Annotated in this window: 26 protein-coding genes, 1 other RNA gene and 2 pseudogenes; 19 read left to right on the top strand and 10 right to left on the bottom strand. The window is 71.6% G+C overall.

The window, feature by feature from the left end; all coding sequences use genetic code 11:
* Positions 1-6 precede the first annotated feature (6 nt).
* From ACWC97_RS27905 to ACWC97_RS27890, 4 genes are all read left to right on the top strand, one after another.
* Entirely contained in the window at positions 7-1050 is a 1044-nt protein-coding gene (locus ACWC97_RS27905; protein WP_352277767.1) for an ABC transporter substrate-binding protein, read from the top strand.
* A 118-nt stretch (positions 1051-1168) separates the two neighbouring features.
* Positions 1169-2008, top strand: coding sequence for a Nif3-like dinuclear metal center hexameric protein (locus tag ACWC97_RS27900; RefSeq protein ID WP_450652237.1), 840 nt, complete (start codon positions 1169-1171; stop codon positions 2006-2008).
* Positions 2005-2748: a zinc ribbon domain-containing protein gene (locus ACWC97_RS27895; protein ID WP_352277816.1), complete on the top strand. Its 744-nt coding sequence runs from the start codon at positions 2005-2007 to the stop codon at positions 2746-2748. Before ACWC97_RS27900 ends, ACWC97_RS27895 begins: the two co-directional genes overlap by 4 nt.
* Positions 2748-4025 carry a bifunctional RNase H/acid phosphatase gene (locus tag ACWC97_RS27890; protein WP_450652235.1) on the top strand — a complete coding sequence of 426 codons (1278 nt, stop codon included), beginning with the start codon at positions 2748-2750 and terminating at the stop codon, positions 4023-4025. The genes ACWC97_RS27895 and ACWC97_RS27890 overlap by 1 nt, the downstream gene beginning before the upstream one ends.
* Before the next feature lie 216 nt (positions 4026-4241).
* On the opposite strand, the gene eda is transcribed toward ACWC97_RS27890, so the two are convergent.
* The 3 genes from eda to ACWC97_RS27875 form a co-directional block, all read right to left on the bottom strand.
* Entirely contained in the window at positions 4242-4865 is a 624-nt protein-coding gene (eda, locus tag ACWC97_RS27885; RefSeq protein ID WP_352277763.1) for a bifunctional 4-hydroxy-2-oxoglutarate aldolase/2-dehydro-3-deoxy-phosphogluconate aldolase, read from the bottom strand.
* Positions 4866-4951: 86 nt separating this feature from the next.
* The gene (gene yaaA / locus ACWC97_RS27880) at positions 4952-5752 is read right to left on the bottom strand and encodes a peroxide stress protein YaaA (RefSeq protein ID WP_450652233.1); all 801 of its coding nucleotides are present in this window, start codon (positions 5750-5752) and stop codon (positions 4952-4954) included.
* A gap of 108 nt (positions 5753-5860) precedes the next feature.
* Complete coding sequence (locus ACWC97_RS27875; protein ID WP_352277761.1) at positions 5861-6604, bottom strand: MerR family transcriptional regulator; 744 nt, start codon at positions 6602-6604, stop codon at positions 5861-5863.
* Between the two features lie 77 nt (positions 6605-6681).
* Between ACWC97_RS27875 and rnpB the strand changes: the two genes are divergently transcribed.
* From rnpB to ACWC97_RS27845, 6 genes are all read left to right on the top strand, one after another.
* Positions 6682-7082, top strand: an RNA gene (gene rnpB / locus ACWC97_RS27870) — RNase P RNA component class A.
* 149 nt (positions 7083-7231) lie between these two features.
* Complete coding sequence (locus ACWC97_RS27865) at positions 7232-8473, top strand: DUF262 domain-containing protein (RefSeq protein ID WP_450652231.1); 1242 nt, start codon at positions 7232-7234, stop codon at positions 8471-8473.
* On the top strand, positions 8470-9585 hold the full coding sequence (locus ACWC97_RS27860) for an AAA family ATPase (RefSeq protein ID WP_450652229.1): 1116 nt from the start codon (positions 8470-8472) through the stop codon (positions 9583-9585). The genes ACWC97_RS27865 and ACWC97_RS27860 overlap by 4 nt, the downstream gene beginning before the upstream one ends.
* Before the next feature lie 16 nt (positions 9586-9601).
* Positions 9602-10543, top strand: coding sequence for a hypothetical protein (locus ACWC97_RS27855; protein WP_450652227.1), 942 nt, complete (start codon positions 9602-9604; stop codon positions 10541-10543).
* 182 nt (positions 10544-10725) lie between these two features.
* A complete protein-coding gene (locus ACWC97_RS27850; RefSeq protein WP_450652225.1) occupies positions 10726-11379 on the top strand; it encodes a class I SAM-dependent methyltransferase in 654 nt (217 codons plus the stop codon).
* Positions 11376-12395: an HNH endonuclease gene (locus tag ACWC97_RS27845; protein ID WP_450652224.1), complete on the top strand. Its 1020-nt coding sequence runs from the start codon at positions 11376-11378 to the stop codon at positions 12393-12395. The genes ACWC97_RS27850 and ACWC97_RS27845 overlap by 4 nt, the downstream gene beginning before the upstream one ends.
* Before the next feature lie 166 nt (positions 12396-12561).
* Here the strand turns inward: ACWC97_RS27845 and tgmC are convergent, their stop codons facing one another.
* The 5 genes and pseudogenes from tgmC to ACWC97_RS27820 form a co-directional block, all read right to left on the bottom strand.
* On the bottom strand, positions 12562-13725 hold the full coding sequence (gene tgmC / locus ACWC97_RS27840) for an ATP-grasp peptide maturase system methyltransferase (RefSeq protein WP_450652223.1): 1164 nt from the start codon (positions 13723-13725) through the stop codon (positions 12562-12564).
* Positions 13722-14686: pseudogene (tgmB, locus tag ACWC97_RS27835) on the bottom strand (ATP-grasp ribosomal peptide maturase). Before tgmB ends, tgmC begins: the two are co-directional and overlap by 4 nt.
* The gene (gene tgmA, locus ACWC97_RS27830) at positions 14686-14946 is read right to left on the bottom strand and encodes a putative ATP-grasp-modified RiPP (RefSeq protein ID WP_450652221.1); all 261 of its coding nucleotides are present in this window, start codon (positions 14944-14946) and stop codon (positions 14686-14688) included. Before tgmA ends, tgmB begins: the two are co-directional and overlap by 1 nt.
* A 31-nt stretch (positions 14947-14977) precedes the next feature.
* Positions 14978-15184 (bottom strand): hypothetical protein, encoded by a 207-nt coding sequence (locus tag ACWC97_RS27825; protein ID WP_450652219.1) that lies wholly within the window; start codon positions 15182-15184, stop codon positions 14978-14980.
* Positions 15181-15348, bottom strand: a complete 168-nt coding sequence (locus ACWC97_RS27820; protein WP_450652218.1) for a hypothetical protein — start codon at positions 15346-15348, stop codon at positions 15181-15183. The genes ACWC97_RS27825 and ACWC97_RS27820 overlap by 4 nt, the downstream gene beginning before the upstream one ends.
* Positions 15349-15572: 224 nt before the next feature.
* Between ACWC97_RS27820 and ACWC97_RS27815 the strand changes: the two are divergent.
* Positions 15573-15701, top strand: a pseudogene (locus ACWC97_RS27815) (helix-turn-helix domain-containing protein); the annotation flags it as partial.
* Between the two features lie 33 nt (positions 15702-15734).
* On the opposite strand, the gene ACWC97_RS27810 reads toward ACWC97_RS27815, so the two are convergent.
* A complete protein-coding gene (locus ACWC97_RS27810) occupies positions 15735-15929 on the bottom strand; it encodes a hypothetical protein (protein ID WP_450652273.1) in 195 nt (64 codons plus the stop codon).
* A 174-nt stretch (positions 15930-16103) separates the two neighbouring features.
* On the opposite strand from ACWC97_RS27810, the gene ACWC97_RS27805 reads away from it, so the two are divergent.
* The 5 genes from ACWC97_RS27805 to ACWC97_RS27785 all read left to right on the top strand — a co-directional run bounded on the left by ACWC97_RS27805 (position 16104) and on the right by ACWC97_RS27785 (position 19676).
* The gene (locus tag ACWC97_RS27805; RefSeq protein WP_450652271.1) at positions 16104-16826 is read left to right on the top strand and encodes a transcriptional regulator; all 723 of its coding nucleotides are present in this window, start codon (positions 16104-16106) and stop codon (positions 16824-16826) included.
* Positions 16827-16842: 16 nt separating this feature from the next.
* Positions 16843-17202 (top strand): hypothetical protein, encoded by a 360-nt coding sequence (locus tag ACWC97_RS27800; protein WP_450652216.1) that lies wholly within the window; start codon positions 16843-16845, stop codon positions 17200-17202.
* A gap of 72 nt (positions 17203-17274) precedes the next feature.
* Positions 17275-17787 carry an N-acetyltransferase family protein gene (locus tag ACWC97_RS27795; protein WP_450652214.1) on the top strand — a complete coding sequence of 171 codons (513 nt, stop codon included), beginning with the start codon at positions 17275-17277 and terminating at the stop codon, positions 17785-17787.
* Between the two features lie 67 nt (positions 17788-17854).
* On the top strand, positions 17855-19099 hold the full coding sequence (locus ACWC97_RS27790; protein ID WP_450652212.1) for a serine hydrolase domain-containing protein: 1245 nt from the start codon (positions 17855-17857) through the stop codon (positions 19097-19099).
* Positions 19100-19157: 58 nt separating this feature from the next.
* Complete coding sequence (locus ACWC97_RS27785; RefSeq protein ID WP_450652210.1) at positions 19158-19676, top strand: GNAT family N-acetyltransferase; 519 nt, start codon at positions 19158-19160, stop codon at positions 19674-19676.
* A gap of 27 nt (positions 19677-19703) precedes the next feature.
* Here the strand turns inward: ACWC97_RS27785 and ACWC97_RS27780 are convergent, their stop codons facing one another.
* Entirely contained in the window at positions 19704-20168 is a 465-nt protein-coding gene (locus ACWC97_RS27780; RefSeq protein WP_352277749.1) for a MarR family winged helix-turn-helix transcriptional regulator, read from the bottom strand.
* Between the two features lie 83 nt (positions 20169-20251).
* Between ACWC97_RS27780 and ACWC97_RS27775 the strand changes: the two genes are divergently transcribed.
* The 3 genes from ACWC97_RS27775 to ACWC97_RS27765 all read left to right on the top strand — a co-directional run bounded on the left by ACWC97_RS27775 (position 20252) and on the right by ACWC97_RS27765 (position 22059).
* Positions 20252-20584, top strand: a complete 333-nt coding sequence (locus ACWC97_RS27775) for a hypothetical protein (RefSeq protein WP_450652208.1) — start codon at positions 20252-20254, stop codon at positions 20582-20584.
* 156 nt (positions 20585-20740) lie between these two features.
* Positions 20741-21496: an SDR family NAD(P)-dependent oxidoreductase gene (locus ACWC97_RS27770; RefSeq protein WP_450652206.1), complete on the top strand. Its 756-nt coding sequence runs from the start codon at positions 20741-20743 to the stop codon at positions 21494-21496.
* 26 nt (positions 21497-21522) lie between these two features.
* Complete coding sequence (locus ACWC97_RS27765; RefSeq protein WP_450652204.1) at positions 21523-22059, top strand: hypothetical protein; 537 nt, start codon at positions 21523-21525, stop codon at positions 22057-22059.
* Positions 22060-22079 lie beyond the last annotated feature (20 nt).

Raw genomic sequence — 22079 nt, 5'->3', positions numbered from 1 at the left:
CACGTGATGTCCCTTCGTCGCCGCGGCACCGCCGCAGTCGGCCTGGCGGTGGCCGCCGCCCTCACCCTTTCGTCCTGCGGCAGCGACGACGGTGGCTCGGGCGGCTCGGCCAAGTCCGACGGCGGCGACAAGAAGGCGGCCGTCGCCACCGGCGGCAAGGACTTCGGCGACGCCGCGAAGAAGACGGCGGAGTACGGCACGGACGCCAAGACCGGCGAGTTCCCCCGCACCCTCACCCACGCCATGGGCAAGACGGAGATCAAGGCCGCCCCCAAGCGCGTCGTCGTGCTGGACGTCGGCGAGTTCGACAACGTGGTCTCGCTGGGTGTGAAGCCGGTCGGCTACGCCCCCTCCGAGGGCGACGCGGCGATCCCCTCGTACCTGAAGAAGGAAGCGGGCGACCCGAAGAACGTCGGCACGATCAACAACCTCAACCTCGAGGCGATCGCCAACCTGAAGCCCGACCTGATCCTCGGCAGCCAGCTGCGCGCCGCCGACAAGTACGACGCCCTCTCCAAGATCGCGCCGACCGTGTTCTCCATCCGTCCGGGCTTCACCTGGAAGGAGAACTACCTCCTCAACGCCGCCGCGCTCGACAGGACCGACAAGGCCGAGAGCGAGCTCGCGGAGTACCGGACCAGGGCGGAGAAGCTCGGCGAGGACATCGGCGCGGACAAGCCGACCATCTCCATGGTCCGCTACATGCCCGACCGGATCCGCCTCTACGCCAAGGCGTCCTTCATCGGCACCATCCTGGAGGACGTCGGCCTGCCCCGGCCGAAGAACCAGCAGATCGACGACCTCGCCGCGGAGATCAGCCCGGAGAAGATCGACGAGGCCGACGCCGACTGGATCTTCACCGGCGTCTACGGCGACGTGAAGGCCACCAAGCGCGACACCACGCAGGCCAACCCGCTGTGGAAGAACCTCGAGGCCGTCAAGGAGGGTCGGGCCAAGGACGTCCCCGACGAGACCTGGTACCTCGGCCTCGGCGTCACGGCCGCGAACCTGGTCCTCGACGACCTCCGCGCCGACCTGGTGAAGAAGTAGCCCGCCCCTCGGCGCCCGATGGCGTGACGTGACGGAGGCGGAACAGCCCGTGGCCGGCCCGTACGGACCGGCCACAGCCATGGGCGGCCGGGCACGGCGGGCAGGTAGCCTTCTGCCTGTGCCCCGTCTGTCTGAAGTCCTCGCCGAGCTCGACGCCCTCTGGCCGCCCGAGCGGGCCGAGAGCTGGGACGCGGTCGGCACCGTCTGCGGCGACCCGGACGCCGCCGTGGACCGCGTGCTCTTCGCCGTCGACCCCCTCCACACGATCGCCGAGGAGGCGATCAGGCTCGGCGCCCAGCTGATCGTCACCCACCACCCGCTCTACCTGCGGGGGACGACGACGGTCGCCGCCGACACCTTCAAGGGCCGGGTCGTGCACACCCTCATCAAGCACGACATCGCGCTGCACGTGGCCCACACCAACGCCGACACCGCCGACCCCGGCGTCTCCGACGCCCTGGCCGGCGCGCTCGACCTGCGCGTCGAGGGCCCGCTCGTCCCGGACCCCACCGACCCGAAGGGCCACCGCGGCCTCGGCCGGATCTGCGTGCTCGACCACCCCGAGACGCTGGCCGCGTTCGCCGCCCGCGCCGCCGCCCGGCTGCCCGCCACCGCGCAGGGCGTCCGGCTGGCCGGGGACCCCTCGTCGACGGTGCGCCGGGTCGCCGTCAGCGGCGGCTCCGGCGACAGCCTCTTCGACGCGGTCCGCGCCGCGGGGGTCGACGTCTTCCTCACCGCCGACCTGCGCCACCACCCGGCCTCCGAGGCCGTCCAGCACTCCCCGCTCGGCCTGGTCGACGCCGCCCACTGGGCCACCGAATGGCCCTGGTGCGAGCAGGCCGCGGCACAGCTCGACGCGATCTCCGACCGCCACGGATGGGACCTGAGGGTCCATGTCTCGAAGCAGGTCACCGACCCCTGGACCACCACCCACCACTCTTCTGGAGCCCCCAACTGAACGCCGCGCCCGCCGACCAGATCCGACTCCTCGACGTCCAGGCCCTCGACGTCCGCCTGTCGCAGCTCGCCCACCGCCGCACGTCGCTCCCCGAGCACGCCGAGATCGACGCGCTCACCAGCGACCTCGCGCAACTGCGCGACCTGCTGGTCGCCTCGCAGACCGAGGAGAGCGACACCGCCCGCGAGCAGGCCAAGGCCGAGCAGGACGTCGACCAGGTGCGCCAGCGCGCCGCCCGCGACCAGCAGCGCCTGGACTCCGGCGCGGTCACCTCGCCCAAGGACCTGGAGAACCTCCAGCGCGAGATCACCTCGCTGGCCAAGCGCCAGGGCGACCTGGAGGACGTCGTCCTTGAGGTGATGGAGCGCCGAGAGTCCGCCCAGGAGCGCGTCACCGAGCTCTCCGACCGGGTCTCCGCCGTCCAGGCCAAGTTCGACGCGGCCTCCGCCCGCCGCGACGCCGCGACCAAGGAGCTCGACGACGAGGCCGCCTCCGTCACCAAGGAGCGCGAGGTCGTCGCCGCCTCCGTCCCCGCCGACCTGCTGAAGCTGTACGACAAGCTCCGCGGCCAGCAGGGCGGGGTGGGCGCCGCCCGCCTCTACCAGCGCCGCTGCGAGGGCTGCCGCCTGGAGCTGAACATCACCGAGATCAACGAGGTGAAGGCGGCCTCCCCGGACACCGTGCTGCGCTGCGAGAACTGCCGCCGCATCCTGGTCCGTACGGCGGAGTCGGGCCTGTAATGGACCGGCCGCGCCAGTTCGTCGTCGAGGCCGACGGCGGTTCCCGGGGCAACCCGGGCCCCGCCGGCTACGGGGCCGTCGTCATCGACCCGGTGACGGGGGAGACCCTGGCCGAGGCCGCCGAGTACATCGGCGTCGCGACGAACAACGTCGCCGAGTACCGGGGCCTGGTCGCGGGCCTGGAGGCGGTGAAGGCGCTGGTGCCGGACGCCTCGGCGGACGGCGCGGTCCAGGTGCGGGTCCGGATGGACTCCAAGCTGGTAGTCGAGCAGATGTCGGGCCGCTGGAAGATCAAGCATCCCGACATGAAGCCGCTCGCCGCCCGGGCCGCCGCGGTCCTGCCGCGCTCCGCCGTCACGTACGAGTGGATCCCGCGCGAGCGGAACAAGCACGCCGACCGGCTCGCCAACGAGGCGATGGACGCGGGCAGGCGCGGTGAGCAGTGGCAGCCGTCCGCCTCGACCGCCGACCTCGGCACCGCGCGCGCCGGCGGCCCGCCGCCCCCGTCCGGTCCGCCCGGTGACGCGGCGGCGGGCGCGGCGAAGGCCCGCGCGGCACTGGCCGCCCACAAGCAGGCCCCCGCCACCCCGGCGGTCCCGGCCGCCCAGGCTTCCGCCACCCCGCAGGTCGGCTGGGGCGCGGCGCCCGACCTCGGCGCCCCCGCCACCTTCGTCCTGCTCCGGCACGGCGAGACGGCCCTCACCCCCGAGAAACGCTTCTCCGGCAGCGGCGGCGGCGACCCCGAACTCTCCGCGACCGGCCGCGAGCAGGCCGAGCGGATCGCCGCTGCGCTGGCCGCCCGGGGCACCGTCGAGGCGATCGTCACCTCCCCGCTGCGCCGCTGCCGCGAGACGGCGGCGGCGGTCGCGGCCCGGCTCGGCCTGGAGGTCCTCGTCGAGGACGGGCTGCGGGAGACGGACTTCGGTGCCTGGGAGGGGCTGACCTTCGCCGAGGTCCGCGAGCGTCACGGCCCCGACCTGGACGCCTGGCTGGCCTCCGCGAAGGCCGCCCCGACCGGCGGCGGCGAGAGCTTCGCCGAGGTCGCCCGCCGGGTGGCCGCCGCCCGCGACCGCCTCACCGCCCGCTACGCCGGCCGTACGGTCCTCCTGGTCACCCATGTCACGCCGATCAAGACCCTGATCCGGCTGGCGCTCGGCGCCCCGCCCGAGGCCATGTTCCGGATGGAGCTCTCGGCGGCCTCGGTCTCGGCGGTGGCGTACTACGCGGACGGCAACGCGTCGGTCCGGCTGGTCAACGACACCTCGCACCTCAGATAGCGGGCACCTCGCCCCCCGGGGGGGGCGGGACGGGCGGGGCCCGGGGCGGCTCGGAGCCTGCCGGGTGGCCTCTGGCCGGGCTGCCCCGTCCTGGCACGCGCGCTTCCGGCGCTGCCGGGATGCCAGAGCAGCTCTGCCGCAAGGGCGTCCCGGCGCCTTGGAACCACACGCACCGGACCGCGTCCGCCCATCGCTCGAAGGCCACCCGGCAGGCTCTCAGCCGCGCAGGGCCGCCGCCTCGCCCGCCAGCCGCTCCACCCGCGCCCAGTCCTTCGCGGCGACCGCGTCCGCCGGGACCATCCAACTGCCGCCCACGCAGCCGACGTTGGGCAGCGCCAGATAGGACGGCGCGGAGGCGGCCGAGATTCCGCCGGTCGGGCAGAACCGGGCCTGCGGCAGCGGCGCGGCGAGCGACTTCAAATACGGCGTGCCGCCCGCCGCCCCGGCCGGGAAGAACTTCATGTCCGTGACCCCGTGCTCCAGCAGCGCGACCACCTCGGACGTCGTCGAGACACCGGGCAGGAACGGCAGCCCCGACTCCCGCATCGCGCCCAGCAGCCGCTCCGTCCAGCCCGGACTGACCAGGAACCGCGCCCCCGCCGCCAGGGTGTCGGCGACCTGGCCCCCGGAGATCACCGTGCCCGCCCCGACCACCGCGTCCGGCACCTCCGCCGCGATCGCCCCGATCGCGTCCAGGGCGGCGGGGGTCCGCAGCGTCACCTCGATGGCCGGCAGCCCGCCCGCGACCAGGGCACGGGCGAGCGGCACCGCGTCGGCGGCGTCCTCCAGCACGACGACGGGCACGACGGGGGCGAGGTCCAGCACGGAGAAGGAGGTCATGGCCTCATCCTGCCGCGCGGACAGCGCCGTACGCAACGAGCGTTGCGCAGGGCGCAACAGGCGCCCTCCCTCTCGCCGTCCCCGGCTCAGTGGATCTCCGTCACCACGACATCGAGCGACCACGCCCGCCCGGCCCGCGCCGGAGCCTCGGCCTCCACCACGTACCCCAGCTCCCGCAGGATCTCCACCAGCTCGGCGGGCCGTTTCGGCCGGGCGCCGGAGACCAGCAGGTCGCGGACGAGCCGGCCCTTCGTCGCCTTGTTGAAGTGGCTGACCACCGACCGCTTCTCCACCCCGTCCATCCACTGGGAGTGCAGCACCCGCACGCTCGCCGTGCGCTCCGCCACCTCCCCCTTCGGCTTCCAGGCCGAGGTGTACGCGGAGGACCGCAGGTCCAGGACGAGCCCGTCCCCGGCCGCCTCCGGCATCACCCGAGCCATCGGCGCCCGCCAGTACGCCCCCAGCGCGCCCAGCCCCGGCAGCTTCACCCCCATCGAGCAGCGGTACGAGGGGATCCGGTCGCCGACCCGCACCGCGCCCCACAGCCCGGAGAAGACCAGCAGCGACGCCCCGGCCCGCCGCTTGGCCGCCGTGTCCAGGGAGGCCAGGTCCAGCGCGTCGTACAGCACCCCCGTGTAGACCTCCCCGGCCGGACGCGTCCCGGCGGTGCGCAGCTCCGCGTTCTTCGCGACCTCGCCGCGCAGCCCCTCGCTCAGCCCGAGCACCTCGCGGGCCTTCTCCGTGTCCGCCGAGCACAGCTCGACCAGCTCGTCCAGGACCGCCGCCCGCGCCTCGGCCAGGCCGGGCAGCGACAGCGACTCCGGCTTCAGGGGCGCCCCCCGCCCGGAGGCGGCCTTGCCCTCGGAGGGCGGCAACAGGACGAGCACGGTGGTTCTCCTTCGTACGCACGGGACGGGGGCGCGGCCGGGCCCCCGCGCCAGCGTACGGGCACGCGCCGGCCGGCCCGTCCCCGCCGGGTGGACGCGGCCGAGCCCCTACGGTCCCCGCCGCTCCGCCACCCGCGCGGCGAGCGCCTCCATCACCCGGCGCACCGTCTCGGCCTGGGCGGGCGCGTAGTCGTCGAGCAACGCCTCGCCCAGCCCCGTCAGCACCGGCCCGTCCGAGGGGATCGCCGCCAGCGCCGCCTCCGGCACGACGGCCGCCAGCTCGGCGGCGAGCGGCGCGATCCGGGGATCGTCCACGGCGGCCCCCTCCAGTGCGTCCAGCCGCTCGTACAGCGCGTGCACGGCCGGGTCGCCGGCCAGCGGCGCCAACGCGGCGTGCAGCTCCCCGCCGACCCCCGAGGTGTCCAGCAGCACCAGGTGCTCGCGGTCCCTGGCCGCCATGGGCGAACCGGTCACCGGCCCCGTCCCCAGCAGCTCGGCGAGGGCCGGGGAGACCGGTTCGTCGGCGGAGACCGGCCCCTCCAGCAACCGCGCCAGCCGGTGCCGCCGCTCCCGGATCGCGTCCTCCTGCCGGGCCAGGTCCGCGTCCAGCTCGGCCAGCACCTCCATCAGCTCGTGCCCCGCCGAGTCGGCGAGCGCGTCCCGTACCTCGTCCAGCCCGAGCCCCAGCTCCGTGAGTCGCCGCACCCGGGCCAGCACCACGGCGTCCCGCACGCTGTAGACGCGGTACCCGTTGGCCCGGCGCTCGGGCTCGGGCAGCAGCCCGATGTGGTGGTAGTGCCGGATCGTCCGGGTCGTGACCCCGACGAGCGCCGCCATCTCTCCGATACGCATACGGCCAGTAGAAACCTTGACGCCACGGCAAGGTCAAGCGCGCCGGGACCGGGAGGTACGATGACCGATACGGCAGACGAGCCGGGCGGACGGCCGCGTGGGGATCCTGGATCCCCCCGAGGAACGTCCGGGCTCCACAGGGCAGGGTGATGGCTAACGGCCACCCGGGGTGACCCGCGGGACAGTGCCACAGAAAACAGACCGCCGGGGACTTCGGTCCCCGGTAAGGGTGAAACGGTGGTGTAAGAGACCACCAGCGCCTGAGGTGACTCAGGCGGCTAGGTAAACCCCACCCGGAGCAAGGTCAAGAGGGGCCGTCGCGAGACGGCCCTGCGCGGATGATCGAGGGCGGCCCGCCCGAGTCCGCGGGTAGACCGCACGAGACCGGCAGCAATGCCGGTCCTAGATGGATGGCCGTCTCCCCGGCCGCCGCGAGGCGACCGGGTGACAGAACCCGGCGTACAGCCCGACTCGTCTGCCGCTCTCAGGTGCTTCGACTCGGAAAGGGCCTCCGACCTGAGTCGGAGGCCCTTTCCGGTCTTTCGGTGACTCGCCGCGTCATGCGGGGGCGAAGTCCCTTGGAAGTCCCTCGGTCCCTGTGTGCGTGGTGGACCGACGCATTTGAAGGTGGAGGACTTCTCCACTTCCGCTTCTGAAGCGGGTGCTCCGGGCGGAAAGCCGCCCCGCTACGATCACCACATGACGACCTCGGACATCCAAGAGCCGCCGAAGATCACGGAGGAGCACTTCCTCGACACGGGTACCGGTGTCGAGGTGGAGACCGAGGTCGACGAAGCGCTTCCGGAGATTGACCGGCCGTGGAATCCGGAACAGATCCGCGTCAACACCAAGCAGTTCTCGCTGCGCAATGCCCTGGACATGATCGAGGACGAGTCGCTGGAACTGGCCCCTGACTTCCAACGGGGCCGTGTCTGGAAGCCGGTGCAGAAGTCCCGGCTCATCGAGTCCGTGCTCCTGCAGATCCCGCTTCCCGCGTTCTACTTCGCCGAGGACACCGACGGGTTGATGCGCGTCGTCGACGGGCTGCAGCGTCTGTCGACCATTCAGGACTTCGTGCGCGGCGGCGAGGAACGGGGATTTCCGCTCAAGGGCGTCGAATACCTTCAGAACGCCGTCGAGGGCAAGCGCTTCGAGGATCTGCCCGCTCCGTGGAAGCGGCGGATCTACAACACGCAGATCGTCACTCACGTCATCGACCCCACGACTCCGCCGGATGTCATGTACGACATCTTCAAGCGCATCAACACGGGCGGTACGCCCCTGAACGCGCAAGAGATCCGGCACTGCATGAGCAAGGACCGCAGCCGGACGATCCTGAAGGACATGACGTCCACGCCCGAGTTCAACGCGGCCACCAACGGTATGGGCGGTCACATCCGGATGAACGACCGGGAAATGGCCCTGCGCTTCGCCGCCTTCTGGCTCCTTGGTACGGAGGGGTACGCGAAGCACGCCGCGATGGACGCGTTCCTTCAGCGCACCACGAGCATGCTGGACAGCGACAACGAGGTCGACGACATCCGCAAAGAGGCCCTCATGGCCGACTTCCGCAAGGCCATGGTGAACGCCTGCCTGGTCTTCGAGGACCAGGCGTTCCGGAAGTGGCCGTGGGACTCCGCGGGCCGTAATCCGATCAACCGGGCGCTCTTCGAGACCTGGTCGATGACTCTCACCCAATACGAGACCGGTGATCTGGAACGCCGCCGCGAGGCGATCATCGATGCGGCCCGTGACCTGATGACGCACGACTACCGCTACCTCGAGGCCATCACTTCCTCCACGGGCGATGTGCGCCGGGTGACCTACCGGTTCGAAGCCACGGCGGAGGCTGCGGAGGCCGGTAAGTGATCACCTCTCTGGGCATCCGCTACTTCAAGCGCTTCGCCGACGCCTCCTTCGCCCTGCGCCCGCTCACCGTGCTCACCGGTCTCAATGGCACGGGCAAGAGCACCACCATCCAGACGCTGCTGCTCGCCCGCCAGCTGGCCGACGCGCCGGCCAGTCGGGTGGTCCAGCTCAATGGCCCGTACGGACTGGCTCTCGGCGAAGCTCACGAGGTGCTGCACCCCGACTCTCCCGACTCGACCATCGAGATCGAGATCGACTCGTCCCGTGCCGCTGCCCCGACCTTGCAGCGGCTCGTGGTTCCCGACCAGCAGGCCCTCTATCTGGAGGTGGCGGGAGACGAAGGACCGCCGCTTCCCGAACTGGGCCGTTCGGGAGGAAGCGCCTTCACCTACCTGTGCGCCGAGCGTCTGGGGCCGCGCGACCAACTGGGTGTGTCCGCCGAACATCCCGATCTGATCGGGGTCGGTGTCCAGGGCGAGTACACCGCTCAGATCCTCGCGCTCCACGAGACGAAGGCGGTACGCGAGGAGCTGCTGCACCCGCGGACGCGCACGACGCACAACGTCACCACGCTCCGTACGCAGGTGGAGATGTGGGCCTCCGAGATCATCCGGCCGATAAAGATCACAGCCCAATGGCCCCCGGGGATCACGGCGAGCACGATCCGGTTCCAGGAACCTGGCCTGCTGAGCGAGCCGATCCGGCCCACCAACATGGGATTCGGCTTCTCCTACGCCCTGCCGGTGATCGTCGCAGGCCTGCTCGCGGGACCGGAAGACCTCCTGATCGTCGAGAATCCGGAGGCCCACCTCCACCCGGGCGGACAGTCCAAACTCGGACGCTTCCTGGCCCGCGTTGCCGGCGCCGGAGCCCAGGTGATCGTGGAGACGCACAGCGACCATGTCCTCAACGGCGCCCGGCTGGCCGTGGCGGAGGAGCGGGTTCTGGCGCCGCAGGACGCGATCGTGCACTACTTCGGTGACGAAGAGGTCGGGGCCGTCCCCATCGAGTTCACCGAGAAGGGCGAGCTCACCGAGTGGCCGCAGGGCTTCTTCGACCAGATCGAGCGGGACTTGGGGAGGCTGGCACGTGCCAGGCGCAGGGGGCGGTGAGCCGTACCGGTTCGTCGTGGACGAGTCGTCCTTCGACTTCCGGGGGCTCACGGAGGAGCGGCTGACGGATCTGCTGAACGACTTCAGTGACGCGCTCGAAACCTTGGGCGAGCAGCACGCGGTCGCCGTTTCGCCGTACTGGATCGAGATGGAGTGTGTGGACGGACGGGAGCTGTACGACGTCCTCTACGAGGGTGAGGCGCCGAAGGTCGGGCGTGACGCGCGGCTGAGGATGGTCCGTCTCATGGACCGTTGCCCGGCCTGGGACACGGACCTTCCCGGTCTGCCCGACCGGGTCGAGTTGGGCGGAGCGGTTCAGGAGCTCGCCTGGTCCATCGGCTATGCCTGGCGGCGCACCCGCCAGAGACACCACGTCGGATGCCTGGTCTTCGCATCCCGCGACCATCGCGGCTGGCAGCGGGTCACCGCGACCGATGAGGCGGCGGACGGGCGGCTTGGGACCGCAGAGGTCTTCTTCCTCGGCGAGGCCTCCAGTATCCCGGAGTTCTGGCGCCCCCTCTTCACGCGCGAGGACGTCTCGGAGCCGGAGTTCTTCGACCGGGCACGTGAGGCCTTCCCGGAGCTGGTCTTTGCGGACTCGCTCTCCTTCCGCAAGTTCGACGGCACCTACTCCGAGATGCGCGACTGGGTCGTACGGGTCCTGAGCGTGGTGAACGACCACTTCGTCGATGCGCTGACGGCGCGCGCGGGGCAACCCCACGCGGTCCAGGCCGAGTTGGGTCGCTTCGGGTTGGACCTGTCTCCCGAGAGCCCCAATACCCGCTCCAAGCCCGGCATCATGAAGCAGAGGGAGATCGAGCACGACGGAGAGACCTACCGCTGCGAGTGGCACGGGAAGAAGGAAAGGCATCGCAACCGCGTGCACTTCAGCCTGCCGGATCAGCGTCTCGAAGGCCGCGTACTCATCGGGATCTTCGTCGATCACCTGGACACCTAGCCTCGTGCTTCGCAAGTCACCAATGGTGCGGATCAACCGGTGGCGATCGGTCTCCCTTGGGCGGTTGACACCGAGCGATCCGGCACGGCCGAGCCGAAGCGGTCCAGGCCGGCCGACGCCCTTGAGGGAGACGGTTGGCTCGGCTGTACCGGGATGTCGGAGCCGCGTCGTACCGTTTCGGCATGATGCGGATTTCTGAAGTGGCCGAGGACGACGGATCCGGGTCCGGCCCGGGGGTTCAGGCGTATTACGCGCAGTTCGCGGAGACCCTGGCGGAACGGTACGAGAGCGTCTCGTTCGAGCATGTGCATGCCGCGCTGCTCGATCTGCTTCCCGAGGCCCCGGCGCGGGTACTGGACGTCGGCGCCGGAACGGGCCGTGACGCCGCCGCGCTGGCCCGGCTGGGTCACCGGGTCGTGGCGGTGGAACCGGTGGCGGAGCTCCGGCGGGTCGCGGAGCGGCTGCACGGGAAGGAGGGGATCAGCTGGCGCCGTGGCGCGCTTCCCGAACTCGCTGAGCTCGGTGACGAGTTCAACGGCGGATTCGACGCGATCCTGCTCTCGGCGGTCTGGATGCATCTGCTCCCCGAGGAACGGCCGGTGGCCCTGCGCCGCCTCGCCGAACTCCTCGCGCCCGGAGGTGTTCTGCTGTTCTCGCTGAGGCGGGGCGAACCTCCGCGGGAACGCCGCATGTTCGACGTACCGGCCAGCGAGGTGGCGGAGCAGGGCCGGGCCGCCGGGTTCGAGATCGTGCGACAGGCCGGCGGCGAGCGCGACCACCTCGGCCGCGACGACGTCTCCTGGGAGGCCCTCGCACTGCGCGGGGCGGGCCGGTGACGGACGGCGCCGAAAGCTTCTACGCACAGGATTCCTCCGCGCGGGCGTCGTGGCGGCTCGCGATCCTGATGGGGGCGAACTCCAGGACGTACAAGTTCGCATTGGGGGAGGCGTTGCTCGAACTCGCCGCGAGCGGCCGACGCGATGCGCCACTCGCCGAACTCGCGGCCCCGTACGCGCTGAGTCTGGTACGCCACCTCGCCGATGCGCCCCAGGTGTCCGAGCGAACGACGCGGGGCGAGAGCGACTTTCTGTCGGTGGCCGGGCAGGAGAGCGAGGAGAGTCTGGCCGCCGGTCGGCCGACGGAGCGGCTCTTGTCGGCCGCGACTCGGTCCATGCCTGGCATGGTGATGCAGAAGTTCCACAACCTCCGGGGCGGAACCGAAGTCGGCCACACGTTCTACGAGGTGGACGGATCGGCGCGGGAAAGGACCGTGCGGCTGACCCCCGAACTGCTGCGGGTGGCGCGGTCGGAGCAGGCCGACGGTCTGCGCGCCGAACTCGGCGCGCGGTGGAGCATCGTCGAGCGTTCCTTCGAGACGGGGATCGGGCGCAGCCTCATGGCGGAGGGTGTGGTTGTCGACTGGCAGTCGAACACGCTCATGGACACCGGGCGTCGCCGCTCCGTCGCGGGTGTGACCGAAGCCGTGATCGGGTTCCAGCACGGGCGATGCCTGATCTGTGACCAGGTGATCTCACCGACCGACCCCGTCGCTGTCGACCATGTCTTCCCGTTCTCGCTGATGAAACGCATGCGGAGCGTCGGGGCCTGGAACGGTCCGGACCTCGATGCGCTGTGGAATCTCGCCCCTGCCCATACGGCCTGCAATGGTGGCAAGAGCGATCGACTGCCCAGCCAGGCCGAACTGCGCCGGCTGGCCCTGCGGAACGAGGCGATCACGGACTCGCCGCACCCGCTGAGGAAGACGCTCGAACTGAGCCTGCGCGCGGCCTTCCCCACCCGCCGCGCCGGCGGCTGGCCGGAGTTCCTGCGGGCGGTGGAAGGCATCGTCTGATTCCAGGTGCTCGTCTCGTACGAGTGATGCCCCGACGGCGCACACCGACGCCCTGCCTGCCGACCGCCGGCGACGCCGCCCGGCCACGTCTCGTGAGACGTGGCCGGGCCCGGGGAGCGACGTCGCCCGCTTTCCCGCCGGGTGGCGGTCCCCTCTCGGCGGCGGATCAGTCGAGCCGGTGTTCCCAGCGCAGCGACGGGCAGCGGTCGATCCAGTACAGATGGGAGGCGGCCGTCACGCGGAGCCGGACGGTTTCGATGGGCGGGGAGCCGATGTCCTGCCAGGCGGTGAGGGTGTGCTCGACCCGGTCCCAGAGTGCCACCGGGCCGCCCTGGCGCACGGTCCATCCCCGGCTGTCGGCGATGAATTCGGCGAACGACTCCCGTTCCGGATCGAACAGGTACCGCAAGGGCGATCCGTCGCTGCGCCGGGCACGGACGAACTGTGCGCCTGGCGCGGTGAGTTGTGCCAGAAACGCAGGCATCCACTCTTCCAGGACGAGCGGGGGGACCTGTACGGCCCGCTCGCTGTCGGGGTGGGCCGCCCGGGCGGAGAGGTCGCCCGCCACGGGTGTCACCGCCTGGGCCCGTGCCTGCATGAACGAGGAAGGCCCGACGACGGCGCCCTCGGCGGTGCCGTCGTCGCCGACGGCGACTTTCGCGAGGCCGGTTCCCCAGGGCCAGGAGCCGACCGTGGCGAGGACGGTGCCCCCGGGTCTCGTCTGCCGGATCCACGCGTACGGGATGCGACGGACCGCACACGTGGCGACGACCCGGTCGTACGGGGCCCGGTACGGATGGCCGAGGAGGCCGTCCCCCGAGACCGTCCACGTGGAGAAGCCGACGGATTCGAGGGCGGCGTCGGCCCGCGCCGCCACCTGCGGGTCCACCTCGACCGTGGTGACGTTGTCCTCGCCGAGGTAGTGGCACATCAGGGCGGTGGAGTACCCGGTGCCCGTCCCGATCTCCAGGACGCGGTGATCCGGATCGAGGTCCAGGGATTCGATCATGCCGACTACGGTGGCCGGATCGGTGGAGGACGATGTGGGAACGCCTTCGACGGAACCACATGCCTGGTCGGCGGTGAGGTGGCCGTCGAGCTGGGTGGTGAGGGTGTCGAGGCGGTACGCGATCCCCCGCCACTCCTCCGGACCGGTGCCGAGCGCGGTGACGGGCCGCCAGGACCGTCCTTCGTCGAGGAAGACACCGGGGTGGAGGAAGCGTTCGCGGGGAATGGCCTCCACGGCTCCGCGCAGCCAGGGCGACCGCAAGGTTCCGCCGTCCGCGAGCCGGGCGGCCATCTGGTGCCGTTCGGATGCCGTGTCGTTCATCGGCGGTCTCCCTCCATGAGCAGGTCGGCGAAGGCGGCGGCCATCGGAAGACCGGTCTCCGCCTCCAGCCCCCCCACTGCCCGTTGGGGTTCAGCTCCAGCCACCAGTGGTTCCCCGCCCGGTCCACCGCGAGATCGAAGCTCCCGGACACCAGACCCATGCGGCCCAGATAGGCGTGCAGCGCCTTGGTCAGGTGAGGAGGGAGACGCTCGACGGTATAGGTCAGGGCACTGTAGTCCTGGCGCCAGTCCAGTAGTTCGGACTCGATGCGCACGGCGAACGTGCGCCGGTCCACGACCAGCACGCGAAGGTCGGCGGCCTTGTCCACGCGGGCCTGGAACAGGTGCGGCGCGACACGGACACTGTCGTCGATCTCGTCGGCGGCGGCGGGAGCGGCCCATCCGGTCACCGGAACGCCGTCACGCTCGTACGGGGTCCACCGCAGCGTCTTGAAGATCGTCTCTCCCTGGGCGCGGATGAACGCGCGGGCCTCGGCCGGATCGTTGGTGACGAGTGTGGGCGGGATGCTGAAGCCGAGCCGCTGGGCCAGGGCGAGCTGGGCGGGCTTGTAGTCGGCCGCGGCGATGCGCAGCGGGTGGTTGACCCAGAGCGTGCCGCTCAGGGCATGGAGCGTTCCTCCGAGCCCGTGGCGGACCTGCGCGGCGGCGAACCGCGAGTCGTCCGGCGCCAGGTGGGGGAAGGTGGGCCACTCGGGGCGGCGCCAGTACACCGAGCGGACGCGTGCCAGATCGGCGGTTCTCGACGGGGTGCGCACCTGCCCGGTCACGGGGTCCGGGCAGGTGCCGAACCGGGCCGTGACCGTGAGGGCCGCGCCGATGTCGGCGGGGTTGAACCGGACCACCGGCACATCGCGCCGGTTGAGTTCGGTGATCACCATGTCGGCGGTGATGTCGTCCGTCTCGGTGACCACGAGAACCGGTTTCTCCTCGGTGGTGGTCATCAGTCCTGGTTGCTGTCCTGGTCGTGTCCCTGGTCGTTCCGGGAGTCCGAGTTCGTCGTCGTGGAGGTCTCGGTGCCGGAGCTGGTGCCGTGCTTGCCCATCTCGACGAGGAGGCCGTCGTGGTCGCGGAACACCCCGAGTTGCGTCGTGGGATCGATGGTGACGGTGGAGTGGGGGCGGCGCAGGACGGTCGGATAGGGCGCGAGCCGGCCCGCTCCCCACGGGCGGGTGGTTCCGGGAAGGGCAGGGGACGTGGTCATGGTTCTCCTTCGGTGTCCGGAGGCGCCTGCCTCAGGAAAGGGCGGGCTGGAGGTTGTCGGCCGAGGTCGTCCACTCGATTCCGGAGGGAGGACGGATGTGCGCGAGCCGCACCGTGCCGTGGTTGTGTAGTTCGTGCGTGACGGCGACGAGCACGCCCTGACGCCGCGAGGCGATGTCGCGGACGTTCATGCCCAGGAGAGGGTGCTGCTCGTAGCCGTCCGGACCGACCGGATTCACTCCTCCGGCTCCTCTTGGGCCTCGACGCGGCGCATGAACCTCTCCCAGCCACCGGCCGCCCGAATCCGCAGGACCCGGCTCGGTGCGCCCGGCGGGCTCTCCGGAGGCGTGTGGGCATGGGCGGTGGTGCCGGGGACGCCTCGGGGCGGTTCGGATCTGCTCATGCGGTGGCGCCTCTCGGGTGGGGTGGCAGACGGTCCACACCCGGACGGGGCGCGGCGTCGGCCCCTCCTCCGGGAGCCGCCCGAAGGTCTCCGACCTTCGAACGGGGTGTGACCAGTGAACAACGATCCGTTACCGTCTCCCAGAGCGGACCTCGGGCGTCCCCCGGGCGTTTTCCGGGCATCGGGTGAGCGCATGGAGAAGGTGCACTTCGCGAGGGGGAGCAATGGCATCGAGACGAAGGCGTTTCGCCGACCGGCGGACGTCGCAGGGTTACTCTCAGGAGGAGTTCGCCGAAGCGCTCGCAGTGGCTGTGTCCACGGTGATTCGCTGGGAAGGTGGTCGTGCTACGCCGCAGCCGCACCAACGGCCCAGGATCGCCAAGCTGTTAGGTGTCACCCTCGCGGATCTGGAAGGACTTCTTGTCGAAGAACAGCCGGTCGAAGCGGCCGCGCCCCCCGGTGCCCCGCCCCTCCTCCGCGGTGAGGACGACGACATGAAGCGCCGTGACGTTCTTGGCCTGCTCACCGTCACAGGCGCGCTGGTGGCCGTTCCCGGTGGGGACGAGGTTCCTCGCGGGCATACGACGGCGGCACTCCTGGAGACGGGGGAAGGGACGCACCGCGGCCTGTGGCAGGTTTTTGTCCTCTCGGACGACAAACAGGCCGTCTTCCCGGCGGTTCGGCGGCAGCTCGGCATCCTGACGAAGGGGCTGGCCGAGGCACGCTCCTCGGCGGACAGGAGTCGGCTGTGCATCATGACGGCCGACCTCTACCAGCTGGCCGGTGAACTTTTCTTCGACGCCGACCGGTACACCGACGCTGCCCAGTGCTACACACTGGCGGCCCATGCGGCCCATGCCGGTGGCGACCACGACCTCTGGGCCTGTGCCATGACCCGCCATGCCTATGTGGAGTTGTACGCCTACCGCGCACCCGCGGCTCGACCCCTGCTGGCCGCCGCCGCCCGGATCGCCCGGCGGGGCAACGGCGGCTTGTCCACCCGCTACTGGGTCGCAGCCGTGGAGGCCGAGGCCCACGCGGCCCTGGGGGACGCCGATGCCTGCGCCCGCTCCCTCGACGAAGCCGAGAAGGTGCACTCCCTCGGCGACCACTCCGACAACGGTGGCTGGCTCCGCTTCGACGGCTCCCGCCTCGCCGAGGAGCGAGGGGCCTGCTACCTCCAGCTCGGTCTCCCCGACCGTGCGGCGGACGCCCTCACCGTGGCCCTCGCCCAGCCCCTGCCGCTGCGCCGCCGCGCGGCCGTACTGAGCGACCTCGCCGTTCTCGGAGTCCATCGGCGCGACATCGACCAGGTCGTGCACTACACGGAGGCTGCCATCGGCCTGGCCGCCCGGTCGAACTCGGGGTTCGTCGGGAAGAAGCTGGCCGGAATCCGAGGGCGTCTTGCCCCGTTCCTGTCCGATGGCCGAGTCTCAAGTCTTGATCACCGAATCGCGGCGCTTTCCCGCGCCGCATGACGAAAGGGACACGTTCATGAGCGACGGCCGGATCTTCCGCGAGGCGTGGATCGACGGGGTGAACAAGCACTATCCCGGCGAGCCGAAGCCGGGCTACGTCACGCCGTGGGAGGGAACGCCGGAGTGGGAGCGTGCGGCGGCTGCGGCGGTGTGCGGGCAGGTGCGTGACTTCATCGAGGTCAGCGGTGGGCACGCGGCACGGCTCACTCGCGAGCAGAAGGGCCGTTTCGTGGCGATCTGCTGGACCGCCCAGATGTTCCAGCACTTCGAGGACCCGAAGCCCGGTTACGTTGCCGACTGGGCCGACCTGCCGGCCTGGCAGCGGGAGACGGACGCGGACATCTTCGAGCACATCGAGCGGACCGCCCGGCCCTGAACGCGGAGTCCCGGCCGGGCCGTTCGGTGCGGAAGCGCCCGAGGTCGTGAGCTGGATCGAGGAGTCACGCCGATGGATCTGAAGTGGTACACGCACGCCGACGCGCAAGATGTCCGCACGCTGCTCCTGGATGTGCACGACGAGGTGTACGCGGACGACCCCGACCCGTTCCACTCGCGCGAGAGGTTCTCGTACTTCGTCGACCTGTGGTCGGGGCGTGCGGACTGGCGATGTGTCTTGGGGTGGGAAGGCGGCGGTCCGGTCGGGTACGCCTACGGGTCGGAGTTCAGGCCGGGCGGCTGGTGGAAGGGGGCGGACCGGCCAAGGGGCGTGCGCGGTCGGATCTTCGCCCTGTCCGAGCTGATGGTGGTGGCCCAGTGGCGGGGTACGGGCCGGGCGCGGCGGATCCATGACGCGCTGATCCGGTCGGCCGACGCCGCATTCGTGACGCTCCTCGTCGACTCCGCCCACCCCAAGGTGCAGGCCCTGTACGAGAAATGGGGCTACGAGAAGCGGGGCGAGGTCGAGCCCTCCGGGGGTGCCCCGCTGTACGCGGTGATGGTGCGCGGGGTGGAGGGCGGCTGACGGGTGGAATTCCCTGCGGGGGTGGTCCCCGATGTCGGGGGTGTCGTGTGTCGCGAGGACCGGTCGCATGACTTCACGTACAGATCGTGCAGATCGTGTGGCGCGGGCCCGGTCCGGGCGGATGCGCCGGTTCATGGCGGTGCCGGTGCTCACCGCCGTCGTCGCGGCCGTCGTGGGGGCGGCGCCCGCCGTGTCGGCCGCTCCCGTGGTGCGGCCGCCCGTGGCGGCGGAGCCCCGTCCCGGGCTGCCTCCGCTTGACCCGGCGGCGCTCCAGCGGGCCGTCTCCAGCGCGCCGGACCGGACCACGGCGGTGCTGGCCCGGGTGGCGGGCCGGGAGGGGAGCTGGACGGGGGTGTCGGGGGTGGCCGACACGGCGACCGGCGAACCGGTGCCGGCCGGCGGGCGGTTCCGGCTGGGCAGCGTGACGAAGACGTTCATCGCGACCGTGGTGCTCCAGCTCGCCGCCGAGCACCGCCTCGACCTGGACCGCCCGGTGCAGGGCTACCTCCCGGGCGTCCTGCCCGACGACTACCCGCCCATGTCGGCCCGTCAGCTCCTGGACTTCACCGCCGGTCTGCCCGAGCTGACCGGCGACGACCTCCCCATGGACCCGCAGGGGATCGTGGACCACCGGTTCGACGACCACTCGCAGGCCGAGCTGGTCGCCATGGCGGTCCGGCACCCGAGGCCGTTCGACCGGCCCGGCAGCGCGCAGGTGTACGGCGCCACCGGGTACTACGTCGCCGGGATGCTCGTCGAGAAGCTGACCGGGCACAGCTACCAGCGTGCGATCACCGAGCGCATCCTCCTGCCGCTGGGTCTGAAGGACACCACGGCGCCGGAGACGGACACGACGATCCCCGGACCGCACGCACACGGCTACATCGCCGTCCCGCAGCCCGACGGGAGCCACCGCCTGGTGGACATCACGGAGCAGAACCCGGGCGCCGGGGGCATGATCTCCACCACGGCCGACCTCGACCGTTTCATGGCGGCGCTGTTCCGCGGCCGGCTCCTCCCGCCCGAGCAGCTCGCCGCACTGTTCGCCGTCCCCGACGTCCCGTACCTGGGAGGCGGCGCGGAGGACCCGGGGAAGGGGCGGGCCTACTACGGTGCGAGCCTGATGCGCGTCGCCCTCCCCGGCGGCGTCACCGTCTGGGGCAGGACCGGGAGCACCTTCGGCTACACCAGCGGGATGTTCACCACCCGCGACCTCCGCCGCCGGCTCGTGTACACCTTCAATCCCGTCACCGGCGGCGGCAACGACCTCGCCCTCGTCAACCGGATGGTCTCGGCCGCGTTCGGCCCGTGACGTGTACGGTCCCGGGGGAGCGGGCGATCGGTCGGCGGATCGGGAAGGTGGTCGCGGCGTGGGTGCTCTCGGAGCCCAGGTCATCGGTACGGAGCGGCTGGAGCTGGTGCCGTTGCGCGTCGGGGATGCCGAGGAGATGGCGTCGGTGCTGTCCGATCCGGACCTGCACACGTTCATCGGCGGTGCTCCGGACACCCCGGAGGCCCTGCGCGCACGCTACCGGCGGCTGACCGCGGGCTCGCCCGATCCGGCCGTGTCCTGGCTGAACTGGGTGATCCGGCTCCGGGAGGATTCCCGCGCGACGGGCACGGTCCAGGCGACGGTCTCCCCCTCCGGCCACGGGCCCGTCGCCGAGATCGCCTGGGTGGTGGGGACCCCGTGGCAGGGGCGGGGCATCGCGGGCGAGGCGGCCCGGGGGCTCGTCGACTGGCTCGGCGGGCAGCGGGTGGACACGGTCGTCGCCCACATCCATCCGGAGCACCGGGCGTCCGCCGGTGTCGCCGCTGCCGCCGGGCTCGTACGCACCGGCGAACAGCACGACGGCGAGATCCGGTGGCGGCGGCACATCGGAGGCTGACCGCGAGGACCGGCCGGGGCACCCGGCTCAGCAGGACCCTTCCAGGTACGCGCGGGACAGCGCGGCGGCGCGGGTGAGCCAGTCGGCGATCACCGCGGTCTCCTCCGGCGAGTACCGCGTGAACAGCTCCGTGAGGAGCGCGTCGTACGGCCCGTAGACGGCCCGTACGCGCTCGGCGGCGGCGGGCACCGCCGTGACGAGGACCCGGCGGCGGTCGGCCGGGTCCGGTCGGCGTTCCACGAATCCGCCGCGCTCCAGCCGGTTGAGGACGCCGGTCACCGCCCCCGTCGTGACGTGGGCGCGTACGGCCAGGTCCCCGGCGGTGACCGGGCCCTCGGCCTCCAGGACGTGCGCGAAGCAGACGAGGTCCGTGACGCTCAGCCCGAGGTTCCGGGCGAACTCCTGCTTGCCGATCATGTTCGTCGCGACGAGGTCGTTCATCGCGCCGATCGCCTCCGTGGCGGAGGCGGCGGGGAGCGGGGTGCTCTCCATTGAATTCCCTTAGTGCGTGAGATAAATTCCTTAGCTGCTAAGTCATCGTAGTTCCTCGATGGGCGAGTGGAGGGGGCAGGTGCATGGGTGGGGCGCATCATGACGAGGGGCACACCGTCGCGGGGTGGGCGGGTTTCGCCGTCGCCGTTCTGGGGTCGCTGGCTGTCGGTCTGGGGGTCGTCGGCTGGTGGCCGGGGGTCTGGATCGGGTCGGCGCTTCTGGTGGTCGCGGTGCTGGTCGCGTGGGGGCTGCATCTCGCGGGTTGGGGGAAGCCGCCGGGGGTGCGGCCGGTCGGCCGGAGGGGGTTCGGGGTGCGGGACCGTTCCGCGCGCGAGGGGCATCCGGACTGCTTCGGCTGCCGGATGGCCGGGCGGCGGGGCGTGGACCGGGGGGAGGTGGTCGACGGGGTGTCCTGACGGGTGGGGTGGCCGCCGCGTGGTGGCAGTTGGTGCACCGTGCACGTCATGTGTATCTTGCATATGAAGTGCATAGTGCACATCTGTCTGGCGCGGGGGCTGTGCCCGCCGGGCGGGACCGCCTGCCGCGCAGGCGCTCAGGAAAGGAACCACCCCATGAACCCACTCGGTCTGCAGGGCAAGGTGGCTGTCGTCACCGGCGGCGCCTCCGGCATCGGCGGGGCCGTCACCAGGCTGTTCGTCGCACGCGGCGCCCGGGTCGTCGTGGTCGACCTCCAGGCGGAGGCGGGGGAGGCGCTGGTCCGTGAGCTGGGGGGCGACGTGGCCTTCCTGCGCGGGGACGTGTCGGACCGGGCCGTCGCCGACCGGGCCGTCGCGACGGCCGTCGAGCGGTTCGGCAAGCTCGACGTCCTGGTGAACAACGCCAGCGTGTCGCGCCAGAAGCCGTTCGAGGAGCAGACGGACGACGACTGGGACCTCGCCATGGACACCGGCCTGTACGCCACCCGCAACTTCATGCTCGCGGCCCTGCCCGAGCTGAAGCGGGCCGGCGGCGCCTCGGTCGTCAACTTCGGCTCGGGCGCCGGGCTCGACGGCCAGCCCAACCAGGCGTCCTACGCGGCGGCGAAGGAGGCGATCCGTGGGCTGAGCCGGGTCGTGGCCAACGAATGGGCCCCGTACGACATCCGCGTCAACGTGGTCTGCCCGATGGCGCTCACGGCGGGCGTGGCCCGGTGGGCCGAGGCGCGCCCCGAGCAGTACGCGCAGTCCGCGGCCAAGGTGCCGCTGGGCCGATTCGGCGACCCGGACCGGGATGTCGCGCCCGTCGTCGCCTTCCTCGCGAGTGACGATGCCCAGTACATGACGGGCCAGACCCTGATGGCCGACGGCGGTGCGATCAAGCTCCGCTGACCGTCGGGCGAGTGGTGGAGGCAGGGGTGTCGGACGAGGAGATGCCGGGCGGGGCGGACCCGGGTGAGCGGGTGAGCCGGCGCGCCGAGGCGGAGGGTGAGCGCCTGAAGGAGCGGATCTACGCCTCGCTCACCCTGCTCGCGGTGCTGGTGGGGCTGGCGCAGGGCGGGCACGCCGGCCCGACGGGGGCGGCGGTGTCGGTCGCGGTGACCGCCCTGGGGCTGTGGCTGGCGACCCTCGTCGCGGACCTCCAGGCCCATCCGGTCGTGTTCGGGCGCCGCCCGCGCGTTCGGGAGATCCGGCACGCGCTGTTCACCAGCAGCCCGCTGCTGAGCAGCGCGGCCGGGCCCCTGCTGCTGATCGGCGCGTCCGGAGCCGGTCTCTTCGGGCTCACCACGGCGCTGTGGATCTCGGTGGGCAGCGAGGTCGCCGCACTGGCCCTGTGGGGGTTCGTCGGCGGCCGACGGGTGGGATCCGGCCGGGCGGGCGCGGCGGTCGCCGCCGTGCTCAACGCGGCGATCGGCGCGGGGGTCGTCTCCGTGAAACTGCTCGCCGGGCACTGATCCCGCGCCCCGGTCCGGCC

The organism is Streptomyces sp. NPDC001108 (assembly GCF_053598535.1).
Note: the sequence above shows the minus strand (reverse complement) of the source record. Positions and strands in the feature narration are given on the sequence as shown.